We start from the raw sequence: 14,430 nt of genomic DNA, 5'->3' as shown, positions 1-14,430 counted from the left end.
ACATCTTGATTATATCATCTCAGGCGTTTCTTATATGAATTGGGAGCACTTAGCTAGGACTGTTTATTATCGTGATGGTTCGTTGCGGGATATTTTTGTTTTTAATACAAACCGGGATGACTGGGCTAAATGGGCTAAACTGGTAAATTCAGAATATTCGGTGGAATACAAGTATTACGATACAGATAAAACAGAAACCGCAATTGATATAGCCAATGTTTTTGCTGTGTGGGACGGCCTTTCTGAGCAATATGCACGTGCTTCAATCAATGTCGGCGGCTGTATTGTTAACTGCTTTTTCTTTATAGAAGATGAGTTGGACAATGATATAGCGCCAAAGGAAATTCACACTATTGAGGGGCATAACACGCTTATGCATTATTTGCTGCAGGTGTCTACCCTATTGCAGAAGCCCGTTGTTCTCACGCCAGAATTAACTCCGGAAGAAATTTTGTTGATGGCTGTTAATGGGCAGATACAATACCCCAAGGTGAGTCCGTAAGATTTTTCATTCCTGCTCTAAGCGCATTATAATCTTAATAACGTCCACTTTCAACTCCTGGCTTCTAACTTCTAGCTCCTTTCTAGAGTTACCTTTGCATTCCTTTAGAAACCCAATGGAGCAAGCTAAACCCGCCACCAAAACCGGCAACGTATTCGACTGGCAGGTGCTGCGCCGGCTGATGAAGTACGTGCGCCCTTACCGGCGCGTATTTTATTTCCTGATTTTCCTCACCGTTGCCACGGCCGCGCTGGGCACGCTGCGGCCCTTCCTGATTCAGCAGATGGTCGATGTGAGCATCGAGCAGGGCGATGTGGCGGGCCTGAACAAGATGTTCGGGCTGCTGCTGGTGCTGCTGGTGGGCCACGCCATCGTTAGCTACCTGCAAACCTATTTCGGCGGCTGGCTGGGCCAGTACATCGTGCGCGACATCCGCGTCGACCTCTACCAGCACATCCTCGACCTGCGCCTCAAGTTCTTCGACCGCACGCCCATTGGCCAGCTCGTCACGCGCAATATTTCCGATGTCGAAACGCTGTCGGACGTGTTCAGCGAGGGTTTGGCGGCCATGATTGGCGACATTCTGCAGCTCGTGTTCATCGTGAGCTTCATGTTCTACATCGACTGGCGGCTGACGCTGATTAGCTTGTCGGTGATTCCGCCGCTGCTCATTAGTACTTACGTCTTCAAGGAGAAAATCAAGCAGTCGTTCCAGGAGGTGCGCACGGCCGTTTCCAGCCTCAACTCCTTCGTGCAGGAGCACCTGACGGGTATGAACGTGGTGCAGATTTTCAATAACGAGGCCCGCGAGCAACGCAAGTTCGAGGCCATCAACCAGGAGCACACCCGCGCCAATATCCGCTCGGTGCTCTACTACAGCATCTACTTCCCGGTGGCCGAGGTGCTAGCCGCCGCCGGTGTAGGCCTGCTGGTGTGGTACGCTGCCCAAGGCCAGATTGAGGGCACAATTTCCAAGGGCGCGCTTATCGCCTTTATCATGTACAACGCCCTGTTCTTCCGGCCCATCCGCCAGATTGCCGACCGTTTTAACACACTGCAGCTGGGCCTGGTGAGCACTGAGCGCCTGCTCAAGCTACTCGACAGCAAGGAACTGATGGCCGACAATGGGACCTATGCTCCTGAGCAGCTACGCGGCGACGTGCAGTTCGAGCACGTCTGGTTTGCCTACAACGACGAGGACTGGGTGTTGCGCGACGTGAATTTCGACATCAAAGCGGGCCAGACCTACGCCTTTGTGGGAGCCACCGGGGCCGGCAAAACCAGCATTATCAACCTGCTGAGCCGCTTCTACGAAATCAACAAAGGGACCATCAATATCGATGGCCACGACCTGCGCGACTACGACCTCAAAGACCTTCGCCGCCACATCGGTGTGGTACTCCAGGACGTGTTTCTGTTCGCCGGCACCATCCGCGACAACATCACGCTGGGCAAAACCGACATCACCGACGCCCAAATCTGGGAAGCGGCTGACTTGGTGGGCGCCCGCCGCTTTATCGAGCGGCTGCCCGGCGCCCTCGATTACGCCGTGATGGAGCGCGGGGCCACGCTTTCGGTGGGCCAGCGCCAACTTATCAGCTTCGTGCGGGCCATGGTGTACCAGCCGCGCATCATCATTCTCGATGAGGCCACTTCGTCGGTCGATTCGGAAACCGAGGAGCTGATTCAGCAGGCCATTGAGAAACTCATGCAGGGCCGCACCAGCCTCGTGATTGCCCACCGCCTGAGCACCATCCAGAAAGCCGACCAGATTATCGTGCTTGACAAGGGCGAAATCAAGGAGTCGGGCACCCACGAGGAGTTGCTGCGCCACCAAGGCTTCTACGCCAACCTTTACCAGATGCAGTACGCGTAGTTTTGAGCCTATCAGAACGTCATGCAGAGCGCAGCGAAGCATCTCGCGCGCAGACGCTGCCAAAGTGATTCAACGCCAGCACGCGAGATACTTCGCTACGCTCTGCATGACGTTCTTTTCGACAGCATTTTATCTTATTTGTTCCATGAATCGAATTCTACTTGCCCTTGCTTTGCTGCTGATTGTTGGCTTTTCGGTGGTGTACTGGCAGATGGGCGGCTTCAAGGCCGCTACCGTTACGCTCGAAACCACCACCCAGCCCTACTTTGTAGCCGGCCGCTACTACGCCGGCCCAGCCAACGACGAGGCCTTTGGCGACCTGACCCGGGAGGCTTACAACGTGCGCAAATCGGGCAAGCTGCGCGGCGACTTCGGTAACATCTTCTACAACAGTCCCGAAAGCACCCGCGACTCGGCCCGCGTGTTTGTGGGCGTACTCGTGGCCGACACCACCAGCCAGCCGCTGCCCAAGGGCTACTCCTACCGCGTCTTCCCAGCCGGCCAGCGCGTGCTGCACGCCCGCATCCAGGCCAGCTACCTCGTAGCCCCCGACAAGCTCTACTCCGGCATCACGGCCGCCGCCGAAGCCCAGAAGCTGTCGTTGGCGCACGTGTATCTGGAGCGTTTCCCCGACCAAGGCGACCCGGAAGTTTTCGCGGTGGTGAAGTAGGTTTTTTTAAGCTGTTAGCTGACAGCTATTAGCTGCTATTTTTCGCGCCGCTAATCCCTAAACGCCAAACTGCCCGCCGAACCAAAGTTCAGCGGGCAGTTTGAAAGAGAGGGTACTGTGAGGTCGGGGTGGCAGGATTCGAACCTGCGGCCTCCTGCTCCCAAAGCAGGCGCGATACCGGGCTACGCTACACCCCGAAAAAAAGCCTCCGGGTGGGGTTCCCGGAGGCTTAATCGAAAAACATTCGTCGTCGGAGTGGCAGGATTCGAACCTACGACCTCCAGCACCCCATGCTGGCGCGATACCAGGCTACGCTACACCCCGATGAATGATGATGCAAATGTACGCCACCCAAACGGTAAAACGCAAGCAACCCGGCGGTTTTTCTTGCACCTCAGCAGGCTATTTGCCGGCAGAATACCATATGCAACTGTTTGCGTGCCGGTTGTCTCCTGTTGAAGAAGAAAGGACCGCCAAAAAAGTTGATTTGGCGCGCTTCTTGTCCGGTAGAAGCGGCTTACTTTTAGGTCGGTAAAACCAGTAGCAGGGGTGTTCATCGTATCTTCCCTACTCGTATTGAACCTTGTTTTTTCAGCACGTCTATGAAAACCTCTACTTTCCTGGTTTGCCTGCTGGCGTTGCTGGCAGTTGGCACCATAGCGCGGGCCCAGGCCCCGGCCGCTACCACCGTAGCCACAGCTCCCCCAGCCCTGATTACCAGCAACACGGAGACGCCAGCGGCTCACAACGAAGCGCTGAAGCTGCGGCTTAATCACAATCCTATTACCAATGCCCTAACCGTACATACCGACGCCACGGGTCCCACCCGCATCGAGGTCAACGGCGCCGATGGACGTCCCGTCATCACCCGCGACGTGTTGCTGGCCGGCGAGTCGGCGGTGGTGCTCAGCGTGGCCAACCTGCCCCGCGGCGCCTACATCGTGAAATGCGTGGCCGGCGAACGGCGCGGCATGAAACGCGTGATTCTGGGGCAGTAGCTTTTAGAAGTCAACAAGAAAAGGTCAAAAGTAAAAGCCGTTGAATGTTGCCATGTGGCTCGTTCGACAGCTTTTACTTTTGACCTTTTCACTTTGACTTACAGAACCTACGCCTCCTCGCTCTGAAGCTGCCGCTCGTAGAGGGCGCGGTAGAGGCCCTGTTCGTCGCGCATAAGGGCTTCGTGGGTGCCGTGCTGCACAATGTGTCCGTCGTCGAGCACCAGGATTTCATCGGCCAGCTTTACCGAGCTCACACGGTGGCTGATAATGAGGCTGGTGCGGTTATGCATAATACGCTGCAGCGCCCCCAGAATAGCATTTTCGGTGTCGGTATCTACGGCCGAGAGGGCGTCGTCCAGAATCAGGATTTTGGGCTCCTTTACCAGGGCCCGGGCAATGCTGACGCGCTGTTTCTGCCCGCCCGAAAGCGTAATGCCCCGTTCGCCGAGCTTGGTATCGAAGCCCTGGGGGAAGTCGATGATGTTGTTGTAAACGTTGGCGTCGCGGGCGGCCTGCAGCATGCGGGCTTCGTCAGGCTCGTCGAGGCCGAAGTTGATGTTGTTGCGGATGGAATCAGAGAACAGGAACACATCCTGCGGTACGTAGCCGATCTGGCTCCGGAGCGAAGTGAGGGCCAGGTCACGCACATCCACGCCATCGACGCTGATGCTGCCTTCAGTTACATCATATAGGCGTGAGAGCAGGGCTGCCACGGTGCTTTTGCCCGAGCCGGTGTTACCGATAACGGCCAGCGTCTGGCCCGGCCGGATGCGGAACGACACGTCGCGCAGGGCCTGGATGCCGGTATCGGGGTAAGTAAACGACACATGGTCGAAGTTGATTTCGCCTTTAATATCCAGTTCGATGTGCTGGCGCGAAACGATGTCGGTCTTCTGATCCATGAACTCGTTGATGCGCGCCTGGGAGGCCTCGGCGCGCTGCACCAGCGAGGAAGTCCAGCCCAGGGCCGTAACGGGCCAGGTAAGCAGGTTCACGTAAATCAGAAACTCGGCAATACTACCGGTGGTAATCGTGCCCCGGATAACTTCCTGGCCGCCCACCCACACGGTAATAATCGTGCTCAGGCCCACCAGAAACAGAATCAGCGGAAAAAACAGCGAGTTGACGAAGTTCAGGCTCAGCGACTTTTCCTTGTACTCGTTGGAGGCCGCCGTGAACTGCCGGTGCGAGTCTTGCTCGCGCACGAACGACTTGATGACCCGGATACCCGAAAACGCCTCCTGCACAAAGGTCGTCATGCCCGACAACGAGCGTTGGATTTCGTCGGACTTGCGCTGGATGATGTTGTTGACGTAGAAAATACTGATGCTCAGCACCGGCAACGGCAGCAGCGTGTAGAGCGTCAGCTTCACGTTCACCATGAGCATGAGCGGCACGATGAGCACGAACAGCAGCACGAGCTGCATAAAATACATGATGGCCGGCCCGATGTACATGCGCACCCGGCCTACATCCTCGGAAATGCGCGACATCAGGTCGCCGGTGCTGTGGCGGCGGTAGAAGCTCAGCGGCAGGCTCTGGTAGTGCTGGTAGATTTCGTTTTTCTGATCGTTTTCCACCAGCCGGCTCATCACAATCAGCGTCTGGCGCATGAAGAACAGGAAGATGCCCCGTAGCAGCGCCATCAGCAGAATCAGGAGCGCGTAGAGCAGCACGTTGCGCCCAAACAGCTCGTAGACCTGCGTTTGGGCCCGGGTGCCGCCATACAGGTGATACAAGTCAATACCCTCGCCTACCAGATCGAAGGCGTAGCGCACGATTTGGGCCGGAAAGATGGCCAGCAGCGTACTCAGGGCCACGAACAGCACGCCTCCGAGGAAGTGCCATTTGTAGCGCAGCAGGTATTTGTTGGTTGCGTAAAGTGCGGGCACCAGCGAAAAGTTGGGAAGTGGTATAGTATAGGAAGGTAGAAAGTTAAAAACGGCGAAAAGGGTTTCACTGGCTGAATCCGGGGCAGTGGCCGCGCCAGCTTACCGTTGGGCTACGTGCCAGGCCCTTCTTAACTTCTCGGCCGGCCAACTTCTAAACTCCCGCAAATCGGCGTACTTTTGCACCCGAATTGCGGGGGCATCGGGCCGAGCCGCGCGGGGCGTTCATTGAGCGAAGAGGAAACAGCCGAAGGCCATTCCCCATCGTTTAACGACTGCCGGGCGCTGGCAGCGGGCCGCCACCACCGCGAAGGTACGCCAATCCTCCCCTTCCCACCCACCCATTTTCCATCTCCCCCACGTTATGGTTGAAACGCAAATAGTAACCGAGGCCTCCGTTTTCGGGCAGATTGCCGAGTTCCAGCACGAGCAGGTAGTGTACTGCCACGACCACGAAACGGGTCTGAAAGCCATCATCGGCATTCACAACACCGTACTCGGCCCCGCCCTCGGCGGCACCCGCATGTGGCACTATGCTTCGGATGCCGAGGCCCTGAACGATGTGCTGCGCCTGAGCCGCGGCATGACTTACAAGGCAGCTATTTCGGGCCTGAACCTGGGCGGTGGCAAGGCAGTCATCATCGGCGACGCCGCTACGATGAAAACCGAGGCGCTGCTGCGCAAATTCGGCCGCTTCGTGCAGAACCTCAACGGCAAGTACATCACGGCCGAAGATGTAAACATGACCACCCGCGACATGGAGTTCATCCGGATGGAAACCAAGCACGTTTCGGGCCTGCCCGAGAGCATGGGTGGTTCCGGTGACCCGTCGCCCGTAACGGCCTACGGTACCTACATGGGCATGAAAGCCGCCGCCAAGCGCGCCTTCGGCTCCGACTCGCTGGCCGGCAAGCGCATTGCCGTGCAGGGCATGGGCCACGTGGGCACCTACCTGCTGGAATATCTGCAGAAAGAAGGCGCTCAACTCATCGTGAGCGACTACTACGAAGACCGGGCCCTCGACGCGGCCAACCGTTTCGGTGCCCAGATGGTCGGCCTCAACGACATCTACGACCAGGACGTGGACATCTACTCGCCCTGCGCGCTGGGTGCCACGCTCAACTCCGACACTATTCCGCGCCTGAAGTGCCAGGTAGTGGCCGGATGCGCCAACAACCAGCTCGCCGATGAAAACATCGACGGACCAGCTCTGGTGAAGCGTGGTATCGTGTACGCTCCCGACTTCCTCATCAATGCCGGTGGCCTCATCAACGTGTATTCGGAAGTAGTGGGCGGCAACCGCGAGGCGGCCCTCATCCAGACCGAGAAAATCTACGACATCACTACGCAGGTGCTGGCAAAGGCCGAGCAGGAAGGCAGCCACCCGCAGGCCGCCGCCACCCGCCAGGCCGAAGAGCGCATCGCCGCCGTCGGCAAGGTAAAATCAACCTATTAATTTTTAGCGCTTGGTGATTTTTGCAAAGTGCCGAGGATTCAATAGAACAGCCTAAGTACTACGCACTAACCACCAAGCGCTAAACCACTTCTACCAAATGCTCAACCGTCGCACGCTCCGCATCAAGGTCATGCAGGCCCTGTACGCCTACCATCAGGCCGTCGGGTCCGATTATTCTTTGGCTCTTGAGCGGATTGCGGAAGCCTTCGTGCCCGACCTGACGGCGGCTGAAGCCCCCGACCGCAAGCTGCTGCAAGGCCAGCGCAAGATGGGCGAGGTTATTTTCAAGGAGTGGCATAAGTCGGGCGAAACCCCGGAGCCGACCGACGATGCTGACGTAAACGACGCGGTGCAGGAGGCCATCAAGTTCTACCAAAAGGCCGTAGCCAAGGATAAAACCTACTACGCCGGCCAACTGGTGAGCGGAGCTGAAGCCATACACGACCAGTACCTGCACCTGCTCAATATTCCGGAGGTGCTGCTGCAGATTCTGGAGCAAGAGCGTGGGCGCGACTCGCGGCGGCTGACGGCCTCCCCGGAGCCGTTACTCGACACCACCCGGCTCTCGGAGAACCAGGCCATCAGCAAACTGATGGAGAATCTGCAGCTGCAGGACCTGACTATTCGGCGCAACCAAAAGTGGCACGGCCAGCCTGAGCTGGATGCGCTGCGGGCGGCTTGGCGCAATGAGATGAAGCAGGATCCCGAGCTGCTGAGCTACCTGGCCGCTCCGGCCGGCAGCTACGCCGAAGACCAGGAAATGCTCAAGCACCTCTACAAGGAGTTCGTGTTTAAGGGCACGGCCCTGCCCGAGTACATTGAGGAGGACGACCAGAACTGGGAGGAAAACCGCTCGGTAGTGAAAAACCTGGTTATCAAAACGGTGAAGATGCTCGATGAGGCGGCCGACGAGAACATGGTGCTTATGTCGCTGTCGGCTAACTGGACCGAAGACAAGGAGTTTGCCGAGAGCCTTTACCAGCAGACGCTGGCCGACGACGCGCAGTACGAGCAACTCATCGCCGACTCGTCGCAGAACTGGGACGTGGACCGCGTAGCCCTGACGGACAAGATCCTGCTGAAAATGGCGCTTTGCGAGATGCACCTGTTCCGGGCTATTCCGGTGAAGGTGACCATCAACGAGTACATCGAAATCAGCAAGAACTACAGCACGCCTAAAAGCAAGCAGTTCGTCAATGGCATCCTCGACAAGCTGGCCCAGGACCTGACGGCCAGCGGTGCCATCCGCAAGTCGGGCCGCGGCTTGCTGGACAACCAGTAGCCGTGATGTAGTTGGAGGAACGTTCTTCCAACTACTACCCGTCCGTTCCCGTACTTAGGGCTAATACTCTATCTCTCACCTCTCCGTACTCACCTTTCCCATGAGTAGCAAAACCACCACTGGTATTCTGTGCTTTGCCGGCGGCGCCCTCACCGGGGCCGTAGTTGGCCTGTTGTATGCCCCCGAAAAGGGACGTGAGACTCGTAGCTGGCTCAGCTACCAGCTCGAAAAGTACCGCGAAACCCTGGCCGACCTCACCGAGAATCTTGTAACGAGCCGCTCCGACCAAGGGCCCAGCTCGGCCAAAAGTGAGGGCCAGCGCGTAATTCAGGATGCCAAGAGCAAGGCCGAACAGCTGTTGGGCGACGTCGACCAGCTCATCGAACAGATCAACTCGCGCAAAACGCTGTAAACAGCCCCACCACGCGCCGGGTAGCCGGCACAATGTTGCGGGTGCTTTCTGCTTTTTTTGCTGATTATATGCACAAAAGTGCCGGAGAACTGACGCAACTGTCGGGGCTTCGGCACTTTTCGTTGCCCGCTCCGCTTCGGTATCGGTACCTTTACGGAAACGTTCCCGGTCATGCTTCCCCGAGCGGCCGGGCCGCTCTTCAAACCATCAACTCTTCAACGTAATGCAACTCATCACCCTTATCCCCGGCGACGGTATTGGTCCCGAAATCACAAAAGCAGTAACCGATATTTTTGCCGCCGCCGAGGTTCCGGTGCAGTGGGAGGAGCAGAACGCGGGCCAGACGACCTTTGACGCTTCGGGCGAGCTGATTCCGCAGGCCCTGCTCGATTCGCTGGAGAAAAATCGGGTAGGCCTGAAGGGCCCTATTACTACGCCCGTAGGCAAGGGTTTCCGCAGCATCAACGTAACGCTGCGCCAGAAGTACAATCTCTACCAGAACGTACGCCCGTCTAAAACCACCCCAGGTATTGCCTCGCGCTACGCCGACTCGGGCATCGACCTAGTGCTGTTTCGCGAGAATACCGAAGGGCTGTACTCGGGCCTCGAAATGTATGATGAGCACAACGGTATTGCCGACTCGATAGCCCGCAACACGGTGGTTGGTGCGCGCCGCATTTGCCGCGCCGCATTTGCCTACGCCGCCAAGCACGGCCGCAAAAAGGTAACCATGGCCCACAAGGCCAACATTCTGAAGGTAGCGGGCAAGGTGATGCTCGACGCGGCCCAGGAAGCGGCCCGCGAGTTTCCGCAGATTCAGTATGAGGAGAAAATCATCGACAACATGTGCATGCAGCTGGTTATCCGGCCCGAGCAGTTCGACGTGATTGTGACCACCAACCTGTTCGGCGACATCCTTTCCGACCTGTGCGCTGGTTTGGTAGGCGGCTTAGGCGTGGTGGCCGGTGCCAACATCGGCGACGATATGGCCATTTTTGAGGCCGTCCACGGCTCGGCTCCCGACATTGCCGGCCAGGGCAAGGCAAACCCTACCGCCTTACTGCGCTCAGCCCTGATGATGCTCCACCACATCGGCGAGCATGCCAAGGCCGACCAGATCGAGAAAGCCCTGCACCTGACGCTTCTGGACAAGAGCAAGTGCACCGGCGACCTGGGTGGCTCGGCCTCCACCAGCGAGTTCACCCAGGCCATTATCGGTAACCTGGGCAAGTAAGTGCGAAAGGTGAGATAGTAGCCCTGTCGTTCCAGCTAAGAAGGAGGCCGGATTAAGCCGTTTTAGCGTTGCTGCTCAACGGCTTAACCTAGGCCTCTGCTCCTTCGGAATGGTAGGGCTACTGTGTGGCTTCATTTCTTACTGCAACTCAACCTTACTTATATTTGTCTTTCGGAAGCCGCATACCGGCTTCTCATTTTGACTTTCAGTTCCCTATGAAACGTACACTGCTTTCTTCTCTGCTGCTTTCCGGCGCGCTGCTGCTGGGCGCCTGCAACAACAACCCCAGCGAGGTGGGCACCGAGGGCATGAATGCCGCCGCTGCCGATGCCAACGCTGCTACGGCTGCTCCGCTCATCGACAATCCCAATGTGAGCTCGGAAACAGAGGCGCCCAATCCCAACGCGCCGGTGATGACCTTCGCCAAGGTTGACCACGACTTCGGTGACATCCAGCCGAATGCGATAGTAAAGACCACTTTCGAGTTTACCAACACTGGTAAGTCGCCGCTCATTATTGAAAACGCCACGGCCGCCTGTGGTTGCACCACGCCCAACTGGACCAAGGAGCCAATTGCCCCCGGTGGAAAGGGCACGATTGACGTGCAGTTTGACGCCCACGGCAAAACGGGGATGCAGAACAAGGAAGTGGCTATTCAGGCCAACACCCAGCCCAGCATCAACAAAGTGGTCATCAAGACCAACATCCTGCCCGACGGCCAGAACGGTCCTTACCGGCAGTAAGCCAGCGTTGGGGGAGTATTCGGTAACGCCTGTTCCCCTAGCATTGCCCATTCTGCTTCTCTCCTGCTGAAACACCCACTTATGTTCGCTTCTCTTTTGCTGCAAGCCCCCGCCGCCGGTGCCGGAGGTCTTATCCAATACCTGCCCTTGGTAGCCATGGCCGGGGTGGTGTACTTTTTCATGATCCGGCCCCAGCAGAAGCGCGCGGCTACCGCCAAAAACTTCCGGGCCAGCCTAGCCAAGGGTTCCCATGTGGTAACTATTGGCGGACTGCACGGCAAAATCGTGGACCTGAGCGAAGAATCGGTGACGGTGGAAGTTGACAAGGCGGTACGCCTGCGCTTCGACCGTGCGGCCATTGCCCGCGAAGTAGCCAGCAAAACCACCGTAGCAGCCGAGTAGCCCCTGCAGCGAGGCGCCAATTCGGCGCTTGTAGTATCTTGTGGATTCCGGAATTCCGGCTTCGGGTGCAACCGGAGGCCGGAATTTTGGCTTCTGAACCAGTTTGCGCCGCGTTCTTCACCCTTTTCAGCTGATTTCCTGTGTCGTCTGCCCGCCCCAGTATTCGTCTGCTCCGCTGGTTCGTGAGCCCGTTTTTCGGGCAGGAGCGCAGCTATTGGCGGGCCGTACTGGCGTGCTTTCTGGTGGCCAGCACTTTCTGGCTGCTCAACGCGCTCAACAAAACCTACACCACCCGCATCAGCTATCCGCTGGTATGCCGCTACGACGATGCGCGCTTTGTGCCGGTGCAGCCGCTACCCAACGAAGTAGCCGTGAACGTAACCGGCCGGGGCTGGAAGCTGCTGCGGGGCCAGCTGCCGCTGGAGGTGCGCCCCGCCGAAATAGTGTTGCGCGACCCGACCACCCGCTACCTCACGGCCGGCAACCTGCGCCCGGCCCTGCAGCAGGCCATGGACGGGTTGCAGCTCAACTACCTGGTTTCGGATACGTTGTGGGTTGACCTCGATCGGCTGGTAAGCCGCCGCCTGCCGCTGGCCCTGAGCCCGGCCACCGATGGGGCCGCACTGCCCTACGAAGCCCGCTTCAAGCCCGATGCCGTTACCTTCACCGGCCCCGCCAGCAAAGTCAACTCCCTGCCCGACCCCTATCCCTTGCACCTGCCCCAGGCTCCGGCCGGTTCCACCCAGGGCGACGTGCAGGTGCCCATTGGCGGCCCCGACCAGGTACAGTCGGATGTAACCGATGTGCGCGTGCGCCTCGTGCGCCGGCCCGTAGTAACGCTGCCCGTTGATGTGGTGCCCGAACTGCTCGACGCGCCCGCCGGCCGCCGCTTCCGTTTTACGCCGGCTACGGTACGGGTGCGGCTACAGTTCTTCCCCGAAGACACAGCGGCCTTCCGCCCCGACCAGTTGCGGGTACAGCTGCACTACGGCCAGTTTGCCAACCCCACCGATTCAGTATTGCGCCCCTTTCTGTCGCGTAAGCCACCCCAGGTACGAGGCTATCTGGTGCTTACGCGCGGCGTGCGGGTGACAAGTCAGTAGGCTTCATCTGGTAACCAGAGCCGCATAAAAACCGTCATTTTCGCAAACGCCAAAGCCCCGCAGAGGTAACACCGGCTGTTTGTCAACCAGTGCTCCTGTGCGGGGCCTTATTGGTATATAGCACTCACTACTATCTATGTATAAATAAGCTTTTATGCTGGTGTCTTAAGATTAAAAAGCTGAGTTTATCTTCCGCCTACTGCTGAATTCAGCTGAAAAAGGGCTTTCTAGACTTGGTTGGCGACTTCACTTGCTTATCGGGAGGAGAGGCGTTTAAGGAACCACCTAAAACACTGCTGTTATCGTGGTTTCGAGTCCCACAATGTGAACAGGTGTTCTCGAAATACGTATTTTTCCGGGCGCAATAGGGGCATTTCATATAAGCACTGATTACGGTCAACAGAGCCGGATTTCACTTTGCGCTACACATTGGAAAAGCTTTCTTACAGCTTTGGAGAAGGTAACAGCAGAAGAGGTTGGCCAGCTTCTTCCTATTTGCCGAGTACGAAATTCAACCTATAGTCGCATATTCACAAAGGCCAAAAATTTCTTTTTCTTCAGGATTTCAACACCCTCTGCTCTTCCGTGCCCCGCTTATCCCCACCCGTTCATGCTGCTTTGCAGGCCGCTGTGGCTACCCGCTTTGGGCAGCTGCTGCGTTACCCCAGCCATTGCGACGCCCTTGAGGAAGAGCTGCGCCAGGCACCGGCTACGGGCGGGCGGCGTTTGAGCCCGAGTACGCTGCGCCGGTTTTTCGGCCTCGTGGAGAAAGAAGGCGGCTACCACCTGCACACGCTCGATACATTGGCGCACTATGCTGGTCACGCCGATTTTGCGGCCTTTGGGCAGGCGTTGCGCCAACAGGCGAAAGTCGAAGCCAGCCACCTAACCGACATTCCGGAGCTGCTGGCCATGCAGCAGCTGGCATACCCCGAGCGCCTGCTGCTGGGCTATTTCCTGGGCCGCATCACGCGGCCGTCCACGCCTACAGCACCGGCCCCGGCGCTGGCGCTGCGGCTGGCCGCCCACCCGGCCGGGCAGGAGTACTACGTTGAATCGTTCGTGGATTTGGCTTATCTGAACGGAGCCTACGGCCAGGTAGTGCACACATATCTGCAGCACAAATTCACGCCCGAAGCCCAACTTTTCGGGCATTGCGCGCTGTTTCTGGGCGAGTTTCTGGCCCAGGACGAGCCGGCCTGGCAACAGCGGCTGGCGCAGTTGCTGGATCTGCCCGTGCCCGCCAACTGCCATGCGTTTCCGCACGGCCGCCGGGCTTTTGCCGAGTTGGTAGCCGCCCACCACGATGCGCCGCAACAGACGCCCCCAGCCGCGTTGCTCAACCGGCTACGGCAGCAGGCCGCTGCCCACGCCGCCCGCCCGGTGGCTGCCCCGGGCGCTTTGCCGGCCTTCTACAACCTGTTCCCGGCGGGGTTTCATTTCCTGGTAGCCGAAGCGCTTTTTCTGACCGGACAATACCAGGCGCTCGGCGAATGGGTGGCCGCTACCTGGACCGAGGTTCCGGCCGTGGCCGCACTCGAAAACAACGTGTATACCGAGCTGCTGTATGCTTTTGAAGCAGTAGCCGCCCACCGTACGGGCGGAGCTGTACACCGTCCCACGGGGCTGCGGGCGCTGTTTATGCTCGATACCCACGGCTGGCTGCTCGATTATTACCAGGTACACCTATGGCTCGTGGAGCTGCATTTTGCAGTCGATACAGCCGAGCAGCAGGAACTGCGCGGCTATATCGATACTTTTGCGCTGCAGCACCGAATGCCCTTTTTCGGGCAGCTGGCCGGCCTAATTCCCCCGGCCGCACCGCTGTAGTACCTCACCCCGATTCGCTTACTAAACGCTAGC

13 protein-coding genes and 2 tRNA genes are annotated in these 14,430 nt (G+C 58.1%); 12 read left to right on the top strand and 3 right to left on the bottom strand.

Features of this window, described 5'->3' with window-relative positions:
* Positions 1-34: 34 nt before the first annotated feature.
* The 3 genes from HW556_RS08590 to HW556_RS08580 all read left to right on the top strand — a co-directional run bounded on the left by HW556_RS08590 (position 35) and on the right by HW556_RS08580 (position 3,048).
* Positions 35-502: a hypothetical protein gene (locus tag HW556_RS08590; protein ID WP_176899614.1), complete on the top strand. Its 468-nt coding sequence runs from the start codon at positions 35-37 to the stop codon at positions 500-502.
* A gap of 115 nt (positions 503-617) precedes the next feature.
* Positions 618-2,378: an ABC transporter ATP-binding protein gene (locus HW556_RS08585; protein ID WP_176899613.1), complete on the top strand. Its 1,761-nt coding sequence runs from the start codon at positions 618-620 to the stop codon at positions 2,376-2,378.
* A gap of 145 nt (positions 2,379-2,523) precedes the next feature.
* The gene (locus HW556_RS08580; protein WP_176899612.1) at positions 2,524-3,048 is read left to right on the top strand and encodes a hypothetical protein; all 525 of its coding nucleotides are present in this window, start codon (positions 2,524-2,526) and stop codon (positions 3,046-3,048) included.
* 123 nt (positions 3,049-3,171) lie between these two features.
* On the opposite strand, the gene HW556_RS08575 is transcribed toward HW556_RS08580, so the two are convergent.
* Together HW556_RS08575 and HW556_RS08570 are read right to left on the bottom strand one after the other, a co-directional pair.
* A tRNA-Pro gene (locus HW556_RS08575) sits at positions 3,172-3,245 on the bottom strand.
* 53 nt (positions 3,246-3,298) lie between these two features.
* Positions 3,299-3,372, bottom strand: a tRNA-Pro gene (locus HW556_RS08570).
* Positions 3,373-3,650: 278 nt separating this feature from the next.
* On the opposite strand from HW556_RS08570, the gene HW556_RS08565 reads away from it, so the two are divergent.
* Positions 3,651-4,046: a T9SS type A sorting domain-containing protein gene (locus tag HW556_RS08565; protein ID WP_176899611.1), complete on the top strand. Its 396-nt coding sequence runs from the start codon at positions 3,651-3,653 to the stop codon at positions 4,044-4,046.
* A 107-nt stretch (positions 4,047-4,153) separates the two neighbouring features.
* Here HW556_RS08565 and HW556_RS08560 read toward each other — a convergent pair whose 3' ends face one another.
* Positions 4,154-5,938: an ABC transporter ATP-binding protein gene (locus tag HW556_RS08560; RefSeq protein WP_176899610.1), complete on the bottom strand. Its 1,785-nt coding sequence runs from the start codon at positions 5,936-5,938 to the stop codon at positions 4,154-4,156.
* Between the two features lie 361 nt (positions 5,939-6,299).
* Here HW556_RS08560 and HW556_RS08555 point away from each other — a divergent pair, with 361 nt between their 5' ends.
* From HW556_RS08555 to HW556_RS08520, 8 genes are all read left to right on the top strand, one after another.
* Positions 6,300-7,391 (top strand): Glu/Leu/Phe/Val dehydrogenase, encoded by a 1,092-nt coding sequence (locus tag HW556_RS08555; protein WP_176899609.1) that lies wholly within the window; start codon positions 6,300-6,302, stop codon positions 7,389-7,391.
* Positions 7,392-7,488: 97 nt separating this feature from the next.
* Entirely contained in the window at positions 7,489-8,673 is a 1,185-nt protein-coding gene (nusB, locus tag HW556_RS08550; RefSeq protein ID WP_176899608.1) for a transcription antitermination factor NusB, read from the top strand.
* 100 nt (positions 8,674-8,773) lie between these two features.
* Positions 8,774-9,085, top strand: coding sequence for a YtxH domain-containing protein (locus tag HW556_RS08545; protein ID WP_176899607.1), 312 nt, complete (start codon positions 8,774-8,776; stop codon positions 9,083-9,085).
* Positions 9,086-9,308: 223 nt separating this feature from the next.
* Positions 9,309-10,319 (top strand): isocitrate/isopropylmalate dehydrogenase family protein, encoded by a 1,011-nt coding sequence (locus HW556_RS08540; RefSeq protein ID WP_176899606.1) that lies wholly within the window; start codon positions 9,309-9,311, stop codon positions 10,317-10,319.
* A gap of 215 nt (positions 10,320-10,534) precedes the next feature.
* Complete coding sequence (locus HW556_RS08535) at positions 10,535-11,062, top strand: DUF1573 domain-containing protein (RefSeq protein WP_176899605.1); 528 nt, start codon at positions 10,535-10,537, stop codon at positions 11,060-11,062.
* A gap of 81 nt (positions 11,063-11,143) precedes the next feature.
* Positions 11,144-11,464: a preprotein translocase subunit YajC gene (yajC, locus tag HW556_RS08530; RefSeq protein ID WP_176899604.1), complete on the top strand. Its 321-nt coding sequence runs from the start codon at positions 11,144-11,146 to the stop codon at positions 11,462-11,464.
* A 140-nt stretch (positions 11,465-11,604) separates the two neighbouring features.
* Positions 11,605-12,567, top strand: coding sequence for a YbbR-like domain-containing protein (locus HW556_RS08525; RefSeq protein WP_176899603.1), 963 nt, complete (start codon positions 11,605-11,607; stop codon positions 12,565-12,567).
* 585 nt (positions 12,568-13,152) lie between these two features.
* Positions 13,153-14,397, top strand: a complete 1,245-nt coding sequence (locus tag HW556_RS08520) for a hypothetical protein (RefSeq protein ID WP_176899602.1) — start codon at positions 13,153-13,155, stop codon at positions 14,395-14,397.
* Positions 14,398-14,430 lie beyond the last annotated feature (33 nt).

Source organism: Hymenobacter terrestris (assembly GCF_013377905.1).
Classification (GTDB): domain Bacteria; phylum Bacteroidota; class Bacteroidia; order Cytophagales; family Hymenobacteraceae; genus Hymenobacter; species Hymenobacter terrestris.
This window is presented reverse-complemented; position numbering and strand designations above follow the sequence as displayed.